Origin of the sequence: Streptomyces sp. R302, assembly GCF_012927245.1 — a bacterium.
GTDB lineage: Bacteria > Actinomycetota > Actinomycetes > Streptomycetales > Streptomycetaceae > Streptomyces.
In genome coordinates, this window is record NZ_JABBGE010000009.1 from 307,004 (window position 1) to 324,430 (window position 17,427).

Below are 17,427 nucleotides of genomic sequence, written 5' to 3' on the forward strand. Positions count from 1 at the left end.
GCTCGGGCGCGTGGGTTTGCCTGAGAGGGCTCTCGGGTACACCATGGAAGTCACGGATCGTTCGCGACCGTGCTAACCCGGACCGGCTCCTCCCCCCCCCGAGTCGGCCGGAAAGACGACCCCCGCTCTCCCCCCCGGCGGGGGTCGTCGCATGTCCGGAGCCGTTTTCGCCTGCTGGGCCATGGCTCGCTCCCCTCTCTTCCGCCGGCGCGCGTCCGGCTGCCCGGGGCGCGACATCCCTCGATTCGTCACCCAGAGTAACCGGCGGGCTGCGTTCCGGACAGTCCTCGGACGGGTGGTCGAGATATTCACAGGCAGGGGATTGTCCACAGTTTTTCGGTGGGCTCCGCACGATTTCCCGCTCGGCCTCACGGTGATTCCCGTCGCGAAGTTCGCGGCCCGCAGGAATCACGAGAGGGGTGTGCGCGATGCACAAGCCGACGGTCTCCCGCACGGGAGCGGAGCACGAGTCCACGGCGCGGGACGCGTCCACGGCGCGGGACGGGGAAGGGGTGCGCGGGCCCGGCCCGCTGATCGTCACCGAGGACGTCGTCCTCCTCGACGATCTGCTGCGGCTGTGCGCCGCGGCCGGCGTCGAGCCCGAGGTGCACCACCGGGTGCCCGAGCGGCGGGCGAGCTGGACCGATCCCCCGCTCGTCCTGGTCGGGGCGGACGTCGCGGCCCGCTGCCGGGGCTCCGTGCGCCGGCCCGGGGTCGTCCTCGTCGGACGGGCCCCGGACGACCCGGAGGTGTGGCGGCTCGCCGTCGAGGTCGGCGCCGACAGCGTGCTCAGGCTGCCGGGCGCCGAGTCCCGGCTCGTCGAGCGGATCGCCGACGCCGCCGAAGGGGGCGGCCGGGCGGCGCTGACCGTCGGCGTCGTCGGCGGACGCGGCGGTGCCGGCGCCTCCACCCTCGCCTGCGGACTCGCGCTCGCCGCCGCCCGCGCGGGCCGGCGGACCCTGCTCGTCGACGGCGACCCGCTCGGCGGCGGGCTCGACGTGCTCCTCGGCGCCGAGCGGGAGGAGGGCAGGCGCTGGAGCGACTTCACCGCCTCGAAGGGGCGGCTGGCCGGCGGCGCCCTCGCGGAGTCGCTGCCCGCCGCCCGGGGCGTGCGGGTGCTGAGCTGGGGCCGGGAGCCCACCGGCGCCGTGCCGCCCGACGCGGTCCGGGCCGTGCTCGCCGCGGCCCGCCGCGGCGGCGGGGTCGTCGTGGTCGACCTGCCGCGCGCCGTGGACGAGGCCGGGGCCGAGGCCCTGGCCCAGCTCGACCTCGGCCTCCTCGTCGTCCCCGGCGAACTGCGGGCGGTCGCCGCCGCCCACCGGATCGCCGGCACCCTCTCCCTCGGCGTCCGCGACCTGCGGGCCGTGGTCCGCGGGCCGTACGCGGCCGGGCTCGACGAGCGCTGGGTCGCCGACGCGCTGCGGCTGCCGCTCGCCGGCGAACTCCCCTACGACCCCGCCATCGTGACCGACCAGGACGAGGGCGCCCCGCCGGGCGCCGATCCCCGGGGCCCGCTCGGCCGCTTCTGCGCCGCATTCTGGGAGCAGGCGCTGCCCTCCGGCGGTGCGGCATGACCGGCACCGGCGCGGTGGAGACAGCCCCGCCCGGCGTGCTTCCGGCCGCGCGGGCGGGCGGAGCCGGGCTCCTCGACGCCGTGCGGCAGCGGCTCGCGGCGAGCGGCGCCGAGCCGACCCCGGCCCGTGTGGCGGCCGCCCTCCGGGCCCAGGGGCGTCTGCTCGGGGACACCGAGGTGCTGGGGGCCGCCGAGGAGCTGCGGTGCGAGCTGACCGGCGCGGGACCGCTGGAGGCCCTCCTCGCCGACCCCGACGTCACCGATGTCCTCGTCTCGGCGCCCGACCGGGTGTGGGTCGACCGGGGCGCGGGCCTGGAGCGGGCGCCCGTCGTCTTCGCGGACGCCACCGCCGTCCGCAGGCTCGCCCAGCGGCTCGCGGCCGTGGCCGGGCGCCGCCTCGACGACGCCCGGCCGTGGGTGGACGCGCGGCTGCCCGACGGCACCCGCATGCACGCGGTCCTCCCGCCCGTCGCTGTGGGCTCCACCTGCCTCTCGCTGCGGGTGATGCGCCCCCGCGCCTTCACCCTGGAGGAGCTCACCGCCGCGGGGACCGTGCCGCCCGGCGGCGACCGGGTCCTGCGCGCGCTGATCGAGGCCCGGGTGTCGTACCTCGTCAGCGGAGGCACCGGCACCGGCAAGACCACGCTCCTCGCCGCCCTGCTCGGCCTGGTCGGGGAGCGGGAGCGGATCGTCCTCGCCGAGGACTCGGCCGAGCTGCGCCCGGACCACCCCCATGTGGTGCGGCTCGAGGCCCGGCCGCCGAACCAGGAGGGCGCCGGCCTCGTCACCCTCCGGGACCTGGTCCGCCAGGCCCTGCGGATGCGGCCCGACCGGCTGGTCGTCGGCGAGGTCCGCGGCGGCGAGGCCGTCGACCTCCTGGCGGCCCTCAACACCGGACACGAGGGCGGCTCGGGCACGCTCCACGCCAACACGGCCTCCGACGTGCCCGCCCGGCTCGAAGCGCTCGGCACGGCCGCCGGACTCGACCGGGCCGCCCTCCACAGCCAGCTGGGCGCCGGACTCTCCGCCGTGCTGCACCTGGTGCGGGATCCCGACGGGCGGCGCCGGATCGCCGAGGTCCACGTCCTGGAGCGGGACCGGGACGGTCTCGTGCGGACGGTGCCCGCGCTCCGCTGGGACCCGTCCGGCTTCGAGCGGGAGCGGGGCTGGCCCCGACTGCGCGCGCTCGTCGGAGGTGCCCCGTGACGGTCGGGCTGTACGCCGGGTTCTGTCTCCTGGCCGTCGGCGCCGTGCCCGCCCTCCGGCAGGCCGCCGGGCGCCGCCGCGCGGTCCTCCGGGCACGGACCCTGCTCCCCGGGCAGGGCGCCGGGTACGGGAGCGGGGGCTTCGGCCGGGTGGCCCTCGGCCGCTGGCGGGCGGCCGTCCGTGGGCGACCGGAGTGGCTGTGTCTGCCCGCCGCCGGGCTGATCGCGCTGGCGGGCGGGTCACCGCTGCCGCTCGCCGCGGGCGCCCTGGCCGTCCCGCTCGTGCGGCGGCGGCTGCGGGCGGCCGGGGCGCGCAAGGAGCGCGAGGCGCTGGCCGGGCGGGTGGTGGCGCTCTGCGAGGCCGCCGGCGGCGAACTGCGGGCCGGCCGCCAGCCGGGCCACGCCCTCGCCTACGCGGCCCGCCGCACCGGGGCCCTCGGCGCGGAGGAGGCGCGGGTCCTCGCCGCGGTCGGCTTCGGCGGCGACGTGCCGGAGGCGCTGCGGAGAGCGGCCCGCCGCGAGGGCGCCGAAGGGCTCGCGGGCCTGGCCGCCTGCTGGCAGGTGGCCGTCGACAGCGGCGCCGGACTGGCCGCGGGCCTCGACCGGCTGGAGGCCGCCCTCCGGGAGCAGGACGAGCGGCGCGAGGCGCTGCGGGCCGAACTGTCCGGGGCCTGGGCCACGGTGGCCGTGCTCGCGGCCCTCCCGGCGGCCGGGATCGGCCTCGGCGCCGTCATGGGAGCGGAGCCGCTGCGGGTGCTGCTCCACACCCCCGCCGGAGGGGCCTGCCTGGTGCTCGGCGGCGCGCTGGAGGCGGCCGGGCTGTGGTGGGCCGCGCGGATCGTGCGGGGAGGTACCGGCGATGCGGAGTGAACTGCTGGCGAGGTCGGCCCCACTGCTGCTCCTGGGCTGCTGGCTGCTCGGTCGGGCCTGGCCGCGACTGGCGCGGGTACGCGGCGGGAGGGGCGCCCGGCGACGGCTCGGCGCGTTGCTGACCGACGCGGGCGGCGGGCCCTCCGGGGCCCGGGCCGAGACGCGGAGGCGGCGGTGGGCGCGGTTGACCGCCGGGCTGCGGGAGGTGCCGGTGCCGGTGCGGGCGGCGGTCGTGGGCGCGGTGCTCGGCGCGGGGGTGTTTCTCGGGGCGGTCGCGGCGCTGCTCGCGGGCGTCGGCGGAGTGCTCGGCGCCCGGTGGTGGCTGCGGCGGGCCGGTGCCTCCCGGGAGCCGGCGGTGGACCGGGAGGCGGTGGCGCGGCTCCCGCTGGCCGCCGACCTCCTCGCGGCCTGTGCCTCCGCCGGAGCCGGGCCGGGAGAGGCGGCGGAGGCCGTCGGCCGGTCCTTGGGCGGGCCGCTCGGGGAGCGGCTGCTGCGGACCGCCGCCGAGCTGCGGCTCGGCGGTGAACCGGCGGAGGTGTGGGGGAGGTTCGGCGCGATACCGGGCGCCGAGGGGCTCGCCCGCTGCCTGGAACGGGCCGACGCCTCCGGGGCGCCCGCCGCCGAGGCGGTGGCCCGGCACGCGGCCGGACTGCGGGCGGCGACCGCCCGCGCGGCCGCCGCCCGGGCCCGCCGGGCCGAGGTGCTGATCAGCGCTCCCGTGGGGCTGTGCTTCCTGCCCGCGTTCCTCGCGGTGGGGGTCGCCCCGGTGGTGATCGGCCTGGCGAAGGGCCTGCTCGGGCCCTGAACGACGACACGACATGAACCGAACCGGCGAAGGAGAAGAGAGATGGGAACGATGTACGTGTGGGTGCGGGCGGCGCTGCGGGGGTTCTGGGCGGCCCGGCGGGCGGCTCTGCGGACCGACAGCGGCATGAGCACGGTCGAGTACGCGCTGGGCACGCTCACGGCGGCCGGCCTGGCCGCCGTGTTCTACAAGGTGGTGACCGGAGGGTCCGTCTCGGGAGCCCTGGAATCCCTGGTCACGAAGGCACTCGATGCGCCGTTCTGACCCGGGCCGGGGTTGGGGCCGGGGCCGGGACCGGGGTTCGGTGACCGTGGAGGCGGCGGTGGTGCTGCCGGTGCTCGCGCTCTTCGCCATGGCGCTGTTGTGGGCGCTGGCCGCGTCCGCCGCGCAGATCCGGTGCGTGGACGCGGCCAGGGCCGGGGCGCGGGCGGCGGCCCGCTCGGAGCCCGCGGAGGCCGTGGTGGCCGCGGCCAGGGCCGCCGCGCCCGAGGGGGCCCGGGTGGCGGTGGCGCGGGAGGGCGAGCTGTGGCGGGTGACCGTGGAGTCCGCGGCACCCGGGCCTGGCGGCCTGGGAGTGACCCTGCGGGCCGGGGCGGCGGCCCTCGCCGAGGACACGCTCGGGGGAGGGGGACCGGTGTGAGGCGCGGACATGGCGACCGGGGTGTCGCGAGCGTGTGGACGGCCTTCGCGGCCTGCGCCCTGTGCGTGGTGTTCGGGGCGGTGCTGGCGCTCGGACAGGCGGTGGCCGCCCGGCACCGGGCCGGGGGCGCCGCGGATCTCGCGGCCCTCGCCGCCGCCGACCGGGCGCTCTGGGGCGAGCCGGAGGCGTGCGCGGCGGCCCGCCGGGTCACCACCGCGCAGGGCGCCGAGCTGCTCCACTGCCGGCTGACCGGCGCCGAGGCGGAGGTGACGGCCCGGGTGGCCGCCGGACCGTGGGCCCCGACGGCGAGATCCCGCGCGGGCCCCGCCGCGCCGCCCGCGCCCGTGCCCCCGCCGCCCGTGCCGCCCGTGTCCGCTCCCCCGCCGCCCGCGCCCGCGCCGCCCGTGCCCGTGTCCGCGCCGTCCGTGCCCGGTCCTCCGGTGTCCGGGCTCGCTTCGGACGGGGCAGGGCCTTAGGGGGCGGGCTCCGTGGGGGCTTCGCGGAGGAGTTCGGTGAGGAGGCGGATGGCGCCTCGTTTGTGGAGGGGGTCGTTGCCGTTGCCGCACTTGGGGGACTGGATGCAGGACGGGCAGCCGGCCTCGCACTCGCAGGAGGCGATCGCCTCGCGGGTGGCGGCGAGCCAGGACCGGGCGGTGTGGAAGGCGCGTTCGGCGAAGCCGGCGCCGCCCGGGTGGCCGTCGTACACGAAGACGGTCGGCAGCAGGGTGTCCGGGTGGAGCGGGACGGAGACGCCGCCGATGTCCCAGCGGTCGCAGGTGGCGAAGAGCGGCAGCATGCCGATGGAGGCGTGCTCGGCGGCGTGCAGGGCGCCGCCGAGGATCTCCGGGGTGATCCGGGCGGCGTCGAGCTGGTCCTCGGTGACCGTCCACCACACGGCCCGGGTGCGCAGGGTGCGGGGCGGCAGGTCGAGCTTGGTCTCGCCCAGCACCTCGCCCGTGATCAGCCGGCGGCGCAGGAAGGAGACGACCTGGTTGGTGACCTCGACGGAGCCGTAGCAGAGGCGGCCCGCGCCCCAGGGGAGCTCGGTGCCGGTCTCCAGGACGCGGATGGAGGTGGTGTCGCGGGCGACGGTCGAGTACGGCGGGACGGCCTCCTCGACGAGGGCGACGGAGTCCTCCAGGTCCAGCGTGCGGACCAGGTAGGTGCGGCCCTGGTGGAGGTGGACGGCGCCCTCGTGGACGGAGGCGTGGGAGGCGGCCTCGTCGACCGTGCCGAGGAGCCGGCCGGTGCCCTCCTCGACGATCCGGACCGGGCTGCCGCCGCCGCCCCGGATGTCGGCGAGGTCGGCGGCCCGCTCGCGGCGGGTCCAGTACCAGCCGCCGGCGCGGCGGCGCAGCAGCCCGGCGCCCTCCAGCTGCGGCATGAGGCCGGGCGCGGCGGGGCCGAAGAGGGCGAGGTCGGCCTCGGTGAGGGGGAGTTCGGAGGCGGCGGCGCAGAGATGGGGGGCGAGGACGTAGGGGTTGTCGGGGTCCAGGACGGTCGACTCGACCGGCTGGTCGAAGATCGCCTCGGGGTGGTGGACGAGGAAGGTGTCCAGCGGGTCGTCGCGGGCGATCATGACGGCGAGGGCGCCCTCGCCGGAGCGGCCCGCCCGGCCGGCCTGCTGCCACAGCGAGGCCCGGGTGCCGGGGTAGCCGGCGATGAGGACGGCGTCGAGGCCGGAGACGTCCACGCCCAGTTCCAGGGCGGTGGTGGCGGCGAGGCCGAGGAGTTCCCCGGAGTGCAGGGCCCGCTCCAGGGCGCGGCGCTCCTCGGGGAGGTAGCCGCCCCGGTAGGCGGCGACCCGGCGGGCGAGGGCCCGGTCGGTCTCGGCGAGCCGTTCCTGGGCGATCACCGAGATCAGTTCGGCGCCGCGCCGGGAGCGGACGAAGGCGACCGTGCGGACGCCCTGCCGGGTGAGGTCGGTGAGGAGGTCGGCGGTCTCGGCGGTGGCGGTGCGGCGGACCGGGGCGCCCCGCTCGCCCTGGAGTTCGGTGAGGGGCGGCTCCCACAGGGCGAAGACCAGTTCGCCGCGCGGGGAGGCGTCGTCGGAGACCTCGGTGACGGGCAGGCCGGTGAGGCGCCCTGCGGCGCGGGCCGGGTCGGCGGAGGTGGCGGAGGCGAGGAGGAAGACCGGATCGGAGCCGTACCGGGCGCAGACCCGGCGCAGCCGGCGCAGGACCTGGGCGACGTGGGAGCCGAAGACGCCCCGGTAGGTGTGGCACTCGTCGATGACGACGTAGCGCAGCGAGCGCAGGAAGGAGGACCACCTGGGGTGGGCGGGCAGGATGCCCCGGTGCAGCATGTCGGGGTTGGTGAGCACGTAGTTCGCGTACTGGCGGACCCACTCGCGTTCCTCGACGGGGGTGTCGCCGTCGTAGACGGCGGGCCGGATGCGGTTGCCGAGCGGGGCGGCGAGCTCGCGGACGGCGCGCCGCTGGTCGGTGGCGAGGGCCTTGGTGGGGGAGAGGTAGAGGGCGGTCGTGCCGCGGCCGTTCGCGGCCTCGGCGCCGTCGAGGAGGGTGGAGAGGACGGGGGCGAGGTAGGCGAGCGACTTGCCGGAGGCGGTGCCCGTGGCGATCACCACGGACTCGCCGTCGAGGGCGTGCTCGGCGGCCTCGGCCTGGTGGGCCCAGGGGTGCTCGATGCCGGCGTCCTGGATCGCGGCGATCACCTCGGAGCGGATACGGTCCGGCCAGACGGCATGGCGGCCCGTCCGAGCGGGCATGTGCTCCATATGAGTGATGCGCGCGGCGCGGCTCTCGCCCGAGGCGAGCCGTTCGAGGACCCGGTGCGGGGAGGGGCGGCTGCCCGTGTCCCCGGCGGGTCGAGCGGTGCGGTGATTCTTGGCCATCGGCACCGAGTGTGTCACCGGCGTGACGGACAATGCTTCCAAGGCGTCGTGCATGGCTGCTGGTAAGTGATTGAATGCCATCGCGGCTGGTGATTCGTTCTCCGACTCCGCCCGGGAGATCCGAGGGGGCGAACGCCCGATAGCAAGGTGCTGGAGGATCCGTGGACCTGTCCCTGTCGACTCGCACTGTGCCCGGAGCTGGCGGCGACCGTACGGTCGTCGAGGTCGGTGGCGAGATTGATGTTTATACCGCGCCCAAGCTGCGCGAGCAGTTGGTCGAGTTGGTGAACGACGGCAGTTACCACCTGGTCGTCGACATGGAGGGAGTGGACTTCCTCGACTCCACCGGCCTCGGTGTGCTCGTGGGTGGCCTGAAGCGTGTGCGTGCGCACGAGGGTTCGCTGCGTCTGGTCTGCAACCAGGAGCGCATCCTCAAGATCTTCCGGATCACGGGCCTCACCAAGGTCTTCCCGATCCACACCTCGGTCGACGAGGCCGTCAACGCGGTCGACTGACCGGGGGGATCCCATGGCCACCGTTGAACTCCGCTTCAGCGCCCAGCCCGAGCACGTCCGCACGGCCCGCCTGGTGGCGGCCGCGGTCGCCCGCAGGGCCGGGGTGGACGAGGCGGTCCTCGACGAGGTGCGTCTCGCCGTGGGCGAGGCGTGTTCCCGCGCGGTCGGGCTGCACCGCCTCGGCGGTGTGACCACGCCCATCCGGGTCGTGCTGACCGAGGAGGAGAAGACGTTCTCCATCGAGGTCGGGGACGAAGTGCCCGGTTCGGGCGCCGCCGGTGTCCCCGGCGCGCGCGCCGGGGCCCCGGTGGAGGAGTCCGACGAGGCCGACGGCGAGGACGAGATGGGTCTCGCCGTGATCCGCGGGCTCGTCGACGACGTCGAGGTGACCGCCGGCGAGGACGGCGGCACCATCCGGATGAGCTGGCCCACCACCCCGGCGGACGCGGACGCGGACATCCTGTCCTGACCCGCGGCCCCAGAGACGTACCGGAAGAGGCTCTGCCCCAGTGGCAGGGCCTCTTCCGCTTCTCCGTTCCCGGCGGCCGTTCTCAGGGGCAATCGATGGATTCCGGCGGGGTGCCATCCCTGTGATCCCTTTTGTCCGGCTTCGGCTGCCTATGATCCGTGCCCATGCACCCGGAACCGGAATTGGCCCAGGCCCCCGCCGCCCTCGCCGCGGCGGTGCTCACCAGCGGGAACCGGACGATCGTCGCCGTCATCGCCGGGGTCGCCCTCGCCGCACTGGTCACCGCCCGGCTCTTCGGCCGGCAGGTGCTCAAGGCCGACGAGGGCACCCCGGCGATGCGGCGGATCGCCGCCGCCGTGCAGGAGGGCGCCAACGCCTACCTCGCCCGCCAGCTGCGTACCATCGCGCTCTTCGCCGTCGTCGTCTTCCTGCTGCTCCTGGCACTGCCCGCCGACTCCTGGTCGCAGCGGGCCGGGCGCTCGCTGTTCTTCCTGGTCGGGGCGTTGTTCTCGGCGGTCACCGGCTATGTGGGGATGCGGCTCGCGGTCCGGGCCAACGTCCGGGTCGCCGCCGCCGCGCGGGAGGCCGCCCCGGCCCCCGGCGAACCCGGCCGGGACCCCGTGGAGGCGGCCCACCGGGCCCTGCGCATCGCCTTCCGCACCGGCGGCGTCGTCGGCATGTGCACGGTCGGGCTCGGCCTGCTCGGCGCCGCCTGCGTCGTCCTCGTGTACGCCGCCGACGCGCCGAAGGTCCTGGAGGGCTTCGGCCTCGGCGCCGCCCTCATCGCCATGTTCATGAGGGTCGGCGGCGGCATCTTCACCAAGGCCGCCGACGTCGGCGCCGACCTCGTCGGCAAGGTCGAGCAGGGCATCCCCGAGGACGACCCGCGCAACGCCGCCACCATCGCCGACAACGTGGGCGACAACGTCGGCGACTGCGCGGGCATGGCCGCCGACCTCTTCGAGTCGTACGCCGTCACCCTGGTCGCCGCCCTCATCCTCGGCAAGGCCGCCTTCGGCGACCACGGCCTGGTCTTCCCGCTGGTCGTGCCCGCGATCGGCGTCCTCACCGCCGTCGTCGGCGTCCTCGCCGTCGCGCCCCGGCGCTCCGACCGCGGCGGGATGCGCGCCGTCGACCGGGGCTTCTTCGTCTCCGCGGTCGTCTCCCTCGCCCTCGTCGCCGTCGCCGCCTTCGTCTACCTCCCGTCCTCCTACGCCGAGCTGGCCGGCGTCACCGAACCGGGGCTCGACGAGCACGACGGCGACCCCCGGGTCCTCGCGCTGGTCGCCGTCGCCATCGGGATCCTCCTCGCCGCGCTCATCCAGCGGCTCACCGGCTACTTCACCGAGACCGGCCGCCGCCCCGTCCAGGACATCGGCCGCTCCGCGCTCACCGGCCCCGCCACCGTCGTCCTCGCCGGCGTCGCCATCGGCCTGGAGTCCGCGGTGTACGCGGCGCTGCTCATCGCCCTCGCCGTGTACGGGGCCTTCCTGCTCGGCGGCGCCTCCGTGATGCTGGCGCTGTTCGCGGTCGCACTCGCCGGGACCGGGCTGCTCACCACGGTCGGCGTGATCGTCGCCATGGACACCTTCGGCCCGGTCGCCGACAACGCGCAGGGCATCGCCGAGATGTCCGGGGAGGTCAGGGGCGCCGGCGCGCAGGTCCTCACCGAACTCGACGCCGTCGGCAACACCACCAAGGCGATCACCAAGGGCATCGCGATCGCGACCGCCGTCCTCGCCGCCGCCGCGCTCTTCGGCTCGTACCGCGACGCCATCGCCACCTCCGTCGCCGAGGTCGGCGCCAAGGCAGGGGAGTTGACACTCTCCATGGACATCTCGCAGCCGAACAACCTCGTCGGGCTGATCCTCGGCGCGGCCGTCGTCTTCCTCTTCTCCGGACTGGCCGTCAACGCGGTCTCCCGGTCGGCCGGTTCGGTGGTGTACGAGGTGCGGCGGCAGTTCCGCGAGCACCCCGGGATCATGGACGGCACCGAGCTCCCCGAGTACGGCCGGGTCGTCGACATCTGCACCAAGGACGCGCTGCGCGAGCTCGCCACGCCCGGACTGCTCGCCGTCACCGCCCCCGTCGCGGTCGGCTTCGCGCTCGGCGTCGGCCCGCTCGGCGCGTACCTCGCCGGCGCGATCGGCACCGGCGCGCTGATGGCGGTCTTCCTCGCCAACTCCGGCGGCGCCTGGGACAACGCCAAGAAGCTGGTCGAGGACGGCAACCACGGCGGCAAGGGCAGCCCGGCGCACGAGGCGACGGTGATCGGCGACACCGTCGGCGACCCGTTCAAGGACACCGCGGGGCCGGCGATCAACCCGCTCCTGAAGGTGATGAACCTGGTGGCGCTGCTGATCGCCCCGGCCGTGGTGCGCTTCGGCCACGGCGAGGACGCGAACGCCTGGGCGCGGGCCGGGATCGCCGTCCTCGCGCTGCTCGTGGTGACCGTCGCGGTCCGCGCCTCCAAACGCCGCCCGGTGGCCGTCGCCTGACGTGGCGTCCGTCTCATTTCCCGGACGTGCGGACCGCCCGGGGGCCGGGCGTCCCTTGGGTCAAACGGATTCAACACGGGAGGAATCGCTCGTACGAAAGGTGGAAGTCGCCCGCGCGCCGTGTATGTTCCGGGGCCGAGAGTCTTGGAAGGGACCGATCCGGTGAACAAGAAGCTTGCGGCAGCGCTGTCCGGCGGTGCGGTACTGGTGCTCGTGCTGTCCGGCTGCAGCGAGGACGAGGGCGACAAGGTCGGCGACTGGGCCAAGTCGTTCTGCGACCAGGCCAAGCCGCAGATCCAGAAGCGGGCCGACGCCCACCAGATCATCATCTCGACCGCGGCGGACAGCCGTCCGGCGGAGATCCAGGCCGCCGACTCCAAGGCGTTCAAGGACATCGCGGACGCCGACCGGGCGCTGGCCAAGGCCGTGGAGAGCGCCGGCGTGCCGCCGATCGAGAACGGCGAGAAGGTCCAGAAGGACGTCATCGCGGAGCTCAACGCGACCGCCGTCGCCTACGACGGGCTGAAGAAGCAGGTCGACGCGCTGGACCCGACGAACCAGCAGAAGTTCGCCGAGGGCCTGAAGGACGTCGCCGACGGCCTCACCAAGATCGAGAAGATGGACCAGAAGGCGCTGGCCAACCTGGAGAGCGGCGAGCTGGGCCAGGCCATGGCGAAGCAGCCCGGCTGCCAGAAGCCGACCCCGTCGGTCCCGAAGACGCCGTCCGCCTCCGCCTCCCCGAAGGCGGGCGCCACGGCCACGCCCACCACCTCGGCCTCGCCGAAGGCGTCCGCCTCGGCGTCCGGGGAGTCCTGACCGCCGCACCTCCGTACAGGTGTTCGCGACGGCCGGTATCGGGCGACCCGGTGCCGGCCGCCGGGCTGTCGCCGCCGGGCTGCCCCTCGCCGGGCTGTCACCGACGGACTGCTCCTTGCCGGACTGCCCCTTGCCGGGCTGTCGCTGACCGGGATGTCGGGGGCGGCCGTCACAATGGAGCACGTGAGTACGACCAGCCTGACCACCAGCCTCCCGGTGCCCGCGCACGCCGCCCGACTGCGCGAGGCCCTGCTCGCCGCGGACTTCACCGCCGACGGTCTGCTCGACCGGCTCGGCGCCCCCGCCTACGCGGCGCTCGCCCGCAGCGAGACCGTGCCCGCCCTGCGCGCCACCCGCGGCGACTCCCCGCTGGAGACCCTCGTCCGGCTCTTCCTGCTCCAGGAGTCCGTCGAGCCCGCCCGTGCCGCCGCCGCCCTCCCGCTTCAGGAGGCGCTGGCCGACGGCTGGGTGGTCGAGGAGGCCGGAGCCGTACGCGCCACCGTCGACGTGCGGCCGTACGGCGGTCCCGAGGGCGAGGACTGGTTCATCGTCTCCGACCTGGGCTGCGCCGTCGGCGGCGCCGGCGGGATCGGCTCCAAGGAGGAGGGGGTCGTCCTCGGGGTCGGCGGCGCCTCCACGACCCTGGCCGGCATCACCGTCCGCACCCCGGTCGCCGCCGCGCTCGACCTCGGCACCGGTTCCGGCATCCAGGCCCTGCACGCCGCCCGGCACGCCACCCTGGTCACCGCCACCGACCTCAACCCCCGGGCGCTGGACTTCACAAGGTTGACGCTCGCCCTCTCCGGGGCGCGCGAGGCCGAGCTCCTGGAGGGCTCGCTGTACGAGCCGGTGGACGGCGACACGTACGACCTGGTCGTCTCCAACCCGCCGTTCGTGATCTCCCCCGGCGCCGGACTCACCTACCGGGACGGCGGGATGAGCGGCGACGACCTGTGCCGGACCCTCGTCCAGCAGGCCGGCGAGCGGCTGAACGACGGCGGGTTCGCGCAGTTCCTCGCCAACTGGCAGCACGTCGACGGCGAGGAGTGGCAGGACCGGCTCCGCTCCTGGGTGCCGCGCGGCTGCGACGCCTGGATCGTCCAGCGCGAGGTGCAGGACATCACCCAGTACACCGAGCTGTGGCTGCGGGACAGCGGCGACCACCGGGGCGACCCCGAGGCGTACCGGGCGGCGTACGACCGCTGGCTGGACGCCTTCGAGGCGAGCGGCACCAAGGCCATCGGCTTCGGCTGGATCACCCTGCGGCGCCACCCGGCGGTGGCCGCGGGCGAGGCCGAGCCGTCGATCGTGATCGAGGAGTGGCCGCACCCCGTGGAGCAGCCGCTCGGCCCGACGGTCCGCGCCCACTTCGAGCGCCAGGACTACCTGCGGACCCGCGACGACGCCGCGCTGCTCGCGGACAGCTTCACCCTCGCCCCCGAGGTCGTCCAGGAGCAGGTCGGGCTGCCCGGCGCCGAGGACCCCGAGCACGTCGTCCTGCGGCAGAACCGGGGCATGCGCCGCGCCACCCGGGTCGACCACGTGGGCGCCGGCTTCGCGGGCGTCTGCGACGGCACCCTCAGCGCCGGACGGATCCTCGACGCGATCGCCCAGCTCATGGGCGAGGACCCGGTGCTGCTGCGGGACCGCACGCCGCAGGCCATCCGGCTCCTCGTCGAGGAGGGCTTCCTCACCCCGGAGTCCCTCCTTCCGGGGGAGAAGCCGGCTCCGGAGTAGTGGGGCACTACCGGCCATCTTCGTGAAACCGGACGGCCCGGCCCGCGTCGTTCACCCGGAATTCGCGTCCGGGACGCCGTGAGGTGTCAGCCTCCCCTAGGGAGACACACGTCGCGCCGGGCCGGCGCCGGGACGGAAAGCGGGTACGGGCATGGAGAGCGGGCCGGCGATCTTCGCGGGGGCGGCGTTCACGCTGTTCGGAGGCGCGCTGCTGCTGTGGACGACCGTCCGGGTCCGGCAGGGCGAGCCGGTCGCGCTCGGCGTCGCGCCGCGCGCCGCCGCCGCCTTCGCGGGGCTCGCCGGGGCGCTCTTCCTCGGCCTCGGCCTCTGGTGCTTCGGCCGCGTCTGAGCCGCCGCCCGCACCACCCGTTGAGACCCGCCCCACAGTGAACCGCCCCGCCGGTCCGGCAGTCCGGGCGGCAGGAAGGGCAGGAGTCGGGTTACCGTTCGAGTGGCCGTTGCGGGCTTTCCCTGTTTGACACGGGGGCGGGTTGTACCGTCACACTCCGCAGCGACGCCAGCGTCACCGTGCGTGTCGCTGACGTGCGTGCCAGCGCAGACCGCGTCGACCGGAGAGAAGAGCGAAGTTGTCCCCGACCAGCGAGACCGCACACGGCGGCCGCCGACTCGTCATCGTCGAGTCGCCTGCCAAGGCGAAGACGATCAAGGGCTACCTCGGCCCCGGCTATGTCGTCGAGGCGAGCGTCGGGCACATCCGTGACCTCCCCAGCGGCGCCGCCGAGGTGCCGGAGAAGTACACCGGCGAGGTGCGCCGCCTCGGCGTCGACGTCGAGCACGACTTCCAGCCCATCTACGTCGTCAACGCGGACAAGAAGGCGCAGGTCAAGAAGCTCAAGGACCTGCTCGCCGAGTCCGACGAGCTCTTCCTCGCCACCGATGAGGACCGCGAGGGCGAGGCCATCGCGTGGCACCTCCAGGAAGTCCTCAAGCCCAAGGTCCCCGTCCACCGGATGGTCTTCCACGAGATCACCAAGGACGCGATCCAGGCCGCCGTCGCCAACCCGCGCGAGCTGAACAAGCGGATGGTCGACGCCCAGGAGACCCGCCGCATCCTCGACCGGCTCTACGGCTACGAGGTCTCCCCGGTCCTGTGGAAGAAGGTCATGCGCGGCCTCTCCGCCGGCCGCGTGCAGTCCGTCGCCACCCGGCTCGTCGTCGAGCGCGAGCGCGAGCGCATCGCCTTCCGCTCCGCCGAGTACTGGGACCTCACCGGCACCTTCTCCACCGGCCGCGCCGGCGACCCCTCCGACCCGTCCTCCCTCACCGCCCGCCTCGCCGCGGTCGACGGCAAGCGCGTCGCGCAGGGCCGTGACTTCGGCGCCGACGGCCGGCTGAAGAGCGACAGCGTGCTCCACCTCGACGAGGCGAACGCCCGCGCGCTCGCGGCCGCCCTCGCCGACACCCGCTTCGCCGTCCGCTCGGTCGAGTCGAAGCCGTACCGCCGCTCCCCGTACGCGCCCTTCCGCACCACCACCCTCCAGCAGGAGGCCAGCCGCAAGCTCGGCTTCGGCGCGAAGGCGACCATGCAGGTGGCGCAGAAGCTGTACGAGAACGGCTTCATCACCTACATGCGTACGGACTCCACCGTGCTCTCCGACACCGCCGTGGCCGCCGCCCGCGCCCAGGTGACGCAGCTGTACGGCGCCGACTACCTGCCGGAGAAGCCGCGCGTCTACGCCGGCAAGGTCAAGAACGCGCAGGAGGCGCACGAGGCGATCCGGCCTTCGGGCGATCGTTTCCGCACCCCGGCCGAGACCGGCCTCACCGGCGACCAGTTCAAGCTGTACGAGCTCATCTGGAAGCGGACCGTCGCCTCCCAGATGAAGGACGCCACGGGCAACTCGGTCACCGTCAAGATCGGCGGCACCTCCGCCGACGGCCGCGACGCCGAGTTCTCGGCCTCCGGCAAGACGATCACCTTCCACGGCTTCATGAAGGCCTACGTGGAGGGCGCCGACGACCCGAACGCGGAGCTCGACGACCGCGAGCGGCGCCTCCCGCAGGTCGCCGAGGGCGACGCGCTCGCCGCCGAGGAGATCACCGCCGACGGCCACGCCACCAAGCCGCCCGCCCGCTACACCGAGGCCACCCTGGTCAAGGAGCTGGAAGAGCGCGAGATCGGCCGCCCGTCGACGTACGCCTCGATCATCGGCACCATCCTCGACCGCGGCTACGTCTTCAAGAAGGGCACGGCCCTCGTGCCGTCCTTCCTCTCCTTCGCCGTGGTCAACCTCCTGGAGAAGCACTTCGGCCGGCTCGTCGACTACGACTTCACCGCCAAGATGGAGGACGACCTCGACCGCATCGCCCGCGGCGAGGCCCAGTCCGTGCCGTGGCTGAAGCGCTTCTACTTCGGCGAGGGCGAGGTTTCCGGCGGCGCGGCCGACGCCGGCAACGGCGACGGCGACCACCTCGGCGGCCTCAAGGAGCTCGTCACCGACCTCGGCGCCATCGACGCCCGAGAGATCTCCTCCTTCCCCGTCGGCGACGGCATCGTGCTCCGCGTCGGCCGCTACGGCGCCTACGTCGAGCGCGGCGAGCGCGAGCAGGAGGGCTACCAGAAGGCCGACGTCCCCGAGGACCTCGCGCCCGACGAGCTCACCGTCGAGTACGCGGAGGAGCTGCTCGCCAAGCCGAGCGGTGACTTCGAGCTCGGCACCGACCCGGTCAGCGGCCACCAGATCGTCGCCAAGGCCGGCCGGTACGGCCCGTACGTGACGGAGATCCTCCCCGAGGACACCCCGAAGACCGGCAAGAACGCGGTCAAGCCGCGCACCGCCTCCCTCTTCAAGACGATGTCCCTGGACACCGTCACCCTGGAGGAGGCCCTCCAGCTGATGTCGCTGCCGCGCGTCGTCGGCACCGACGCCGAGGGCGTCGAGATCACCGCGCAGAACGGCCGGTACGGCCCGTACCTCAAGAAGGGCACCGACTCGCGGTCGCTGACCAGCGAGGACCAGCTCTTCAGCATCACGCTGGAGGAGGCCCTGGCGATCTACGCCCAGCCCAAGCAGCGTGGCCGGGCCGCCGCCAAGCCGCCGCTGAAGGAGCTCGGCACCGACCCCGTCAGCGAGAAGCCCGTGGTCGTCAAGGACGGCCGCTTCGGCCCGTACGTGACGGACGGCGAGACCAACGCGACCCTGCGCACCGGCGACAGCGTCGAGACGATCACGCCGGAGCGCGGCTACGAGCTGCTCGCCGAGAAGCGCGCCAAGGCCCCGGCGAAGAAGACCGCCAAGAAGGCCCCGGCGAAGAAGACCGCGGCCAAGAAGACGGCGGCGAAGAAGACGACCGCGGCGAAGAAGACCGCGGCGAAGAAGACGACGGCCGCCAAGAAGACGACCACGGCGAAGAAGACCACCACGGCGAAGAAGGCCGCGGCGGCCAAGCCGGAGTAGTCCGCGCGGGTCGTGCGTGCGGGTCG

Annotated in this window: 15 protein-coding genes; 14 read left to right on the forward strand and 1 reads right to left on the reverse strand. The window is 74.9% G+C overall.

The window, feature by feature from the left end; genetic code table 11:
- Nucleotides 1-428: 428 nt before the first annotated feature.
- The 7 genes from ssd to HHL19_RS27860 are packed head-to-tail and all read left to right on the forward strand — an operon-like array spanning nucleotide 429 to nucleotide 5,569.
- Entirely contained in the window at nucleotides 429-1,574 is a 1,146-nt protein-coding gene (ssd, locus tag HHL19_RS27830; RefSeq protein ID WP_169093094.1) for a septum site-determining protein Ssd, read from the forward strand.
- A complete protein-coding gene (locus tag HHL19_RS27835) occupies nucleotides 1,571-2,779 on the forward strand; it encodes a TadA family conjugal transfer-associated ATPase (RefSeq protein WP_206325178.1) in 1,209 nt (402 codons plus the stop codon). The genes ssd and HHL19_RS27835 overlap by 4 nt, the downstream gene beginning before the upstream one ends.
- On the forward strand, nucleotides 2,776-3,648 hold the full coding sequence (locus tag HHL19_RS27840) for a type II secretion system F family protein (protein WP_346768411.1): 873 nt from the start codon (nucleotides 2,776-2,778) through the stop codon (nucleotides 3,646-3,648). Before HHL19_RS27835 ends, HHL19_RS27840 begins: the two co-directional genes overlap by 4 nt.
- Nucleotides 3,638-4,453, forward strand: a complete 816-nt coding sequence (locus tag HHL19_RS27845) for a type II secretion system F family protein (protein WP_169093095.1) — start codon at nucleotides 3,638-3,640, stop codon at nucleotides 4,451-4,453. The genes HHL19_RS27840 and HHL19_RS27845 overlap by 11 nt, the downstream gene beginning before the upstream one ends.
- A 51-nt stretch (nucleotides 4,454-4,504) precedes the next feature.
- Nucleotides 4,505-4,717, forward strand: coding sequence for a DUF4244 domain-containing protein (locus tag HHL19_RS27850; RefSeq protein WP_206325213.1), 213 nt, complete (start codon nucleotides 4,505-4,507; stop codon nucleotides 4,715-4,717).
- Nucleotides 4,704-5,093 (forward strand): TadE family type IV pilus minor pilin, encoded by a 390-nt coding sequence (locus HHL19_RS27855; protein ID WP_169093097.1) that lies wholly within the window; start codon nucleotides 4,704-4,706, stop codon nucleotides 5,091-5,093. The genes HHL19_RS27850 and HHL19_RS27855 overlap by 14 nt, the downstream gene beginning before the upstream one ends.
- Nucleotides 5,090-5,569: an Rv3654c family TadE-like protein gene (locus HHL19_RS27860; protein ID WP_169093098.1), complete on the forward strand. Its 480-nt coding sequence runs from the start codon at nucleotides 5,090-5,092 to the stop codon at nucleotides 5,567-5,569. The genes HHL19_RS27855 and HHL19_RS27860 overlap by 4 nt, the downstream gene beginning before the upstream one ends.
- Here HHL19_RS27860 and HHL19_RS27865 read toward each other — a convergent pair.
- On the reverse strand, nucleotides 5,566-8,028 hold the full coding sequence (locus tag HHL19_RS27865; protein WP_169093099.1) for a DEAD/DEAH box helicase: 2,463 nt from the start codon (nucleotides 8,026-8,028) through the stop codon (nucleotides 5,566-5,568). The two genes, HHL19_RS27860 and HHL19_RS27865, sit on opposite strands and share 4 nt — an antisense overlap.
- Before the next feature lie 80 nt (nucleotides 8,029-8,108).
- On the opposite strand from HHL19_RS27865, the gene HHL19_RS27870 reads away from it, so the two are divergent.
- From HHL19_RS27870 to topA, 7 genes are all read left to right on the forward strand, one after another.
- Nucleotides 8,109-8,462 (forward strand): STAS domain-containing protein, encoded by a 354-nt coding sequence (locus HHL19_RS27870; RefSeq protein ID WP_030749286.1) that lies wholly within the window; start codon nucleotides 8,109-8,111, stop codon nucleotides 8,460-8,462.
- A 13-nt stretch (nucleotides 8,463-8,475) separates the two neighbouring features.
- Nucleotides 8,476-8,931, forward strand: a complete 456-nt coding sequence (locus HHL19_RS27875) for an ATP-binding protein (protein WP_169093100.1) — start codon at nucleotides 8,476-8,478, stop codon at nucleotides 8,929-8,931.
- Between the two features lie 164 nt (nucleotides 8,932-9,095).
- Nucleotides 9,096-11,429 carry a sodium-translocating pyrophosphatase gene (locus HHL19_RS27880; protein WP_169093101.1) on the forward strand — a complete coding sequence of 778 codons (2,334 nt, stop codon included), beginning with the start codon at nucleotides 9,096-9,098 and terminating at the stop codon, nucleotides 11,427-11,429.
- 162 nt (nucleotides 11,430-11,591) lie between these two features.
- Nucleotides 11,592-12,245 carry a small secreted protein gene (locus tag HHL19_RS27885; protein WP_169093102.1) on the forward strand — a complete coding sequence of 218 codons (654 nt, stop codon included), beginning with the start codon at nucleotides 11,592-11,594 and terminating at the stop codon, nucleotides 12,243-12,245.
- A 174-nt stretch (nucleotides 12,246-12,419) separates the two neighbouring features.
- A complete protein-coding gene (locus tag HHL19_RS27890) occupies nucleotides 12,420-13,982 on the forward strand; it encodes a methyltransferase (protein ID WP_169093103.1) in 1,563 nt (520 codons plus the stop codon).
- Nucleotides 13,983-14,133: 151 nt separating this feature from the next.
- On the forward strand, nucleotides 14,134-14,331 hold the full coding sequence (locus HHL19_RS27895; RefSeq protein ID WP_169093104.1) for a hypothetical protein: 198 nt from the start codon (nucleotides 14,134-14,136) through the stop codon (nucleotides 14,329-14,331).
- A 238-nt stretch (nucleotides 14,332-14,569) separates the two neighbouring features.
- A complete protein-coding gene (gene topA / locus HHL19_RS27900) occupies nucleotides 14,570-17,401 on the forward strand; it encodes a type I DNA topoisomerase (protein ID WP_169093105.1) in 2,832 nt (943 codons plus the stop codon).
- Nucleotides 17,402-17,427 lie beyond the last annotated feature (26 nt).

What these genes read in the sequence shown, in the direction of transcription:
- HHL19_RS27895 (WP_169093104.1), top strand. Translation starts at nt 14,134, where the DNA reads ATGGAGAGCGGGCCGGCGATCTTCGCGGGGGCGGCGTTCACGCTGTTC.
- HHL19_RS27855 (WP_169093097.1), top strand. Translation starts at nt 4,704, where the DNA reads ATGCGCCGTTCTGACCCGGGCCGGGGTTGGGGCCGGGGCCGGGACCGG.
- HHL19_RS27845 (WP_169093095.1), top strand. Translation starts at nt 3,638, where the DNA reads ATGCGGAGTGAACTGCTGGCGAGGTCGGCCCCACTGCTGCTCCTGGGC.
- HHL19_RS27890 (WP_169093103.1), top strand. Translation starts at nt 12,420, where the DNA reads ATGGAGCACGTGAGTACGACCAGCCTGACCACCAGCCTCCCGGTGCCC.
- HHL19_RS27850 (WP_206325213.1), top strand. Translation starts at nt 4,505, where the DNA reads ATGTACGTGTGGGTGCGGGCGGCGCTGCGGGGGTTCTGGGCGGCCCGG.
- HHL19_RS27835 (WP_206325178.1), top strand. Translation starts at nt 1,571, where the DNA reads ATGACCGGCACCGGCGCGGTGGAGACAGCCCCGCCCGGCGTGCTTCCG.
- HHL19_RS27875 (WP_169093100.1), top strand. Translation starts at nt 8,476, where the DNA reads ATGGCCACCGTTGAACTCCGCTTCAGCGCCCAGCCCGAGCACGTCCGC.
- ssd (WP_169093094.1), top strand. Translation starts at nt 429, where the DNA reads ATGCACAAGCCGACGGTCTCCCGCACGGGAGCGGAGCACGAGTCCACG.
- HHL19_RS27880 (WP_169093101.1), top strand. Translation starts at nt 9,096, where the DNA reads ATGCACCCGGAACCGGAATTGGCCCAGGCCCCCGCCGCCCTCGCCGCG.
- HHL19_RS27865 (WP_169093099.1), bottom strand. Translation starts at nt 8,028, where the DNA reads ATGGCATTCAATCACTTACCAGCAGCCATGCACGACGCCTTGGAAGCA.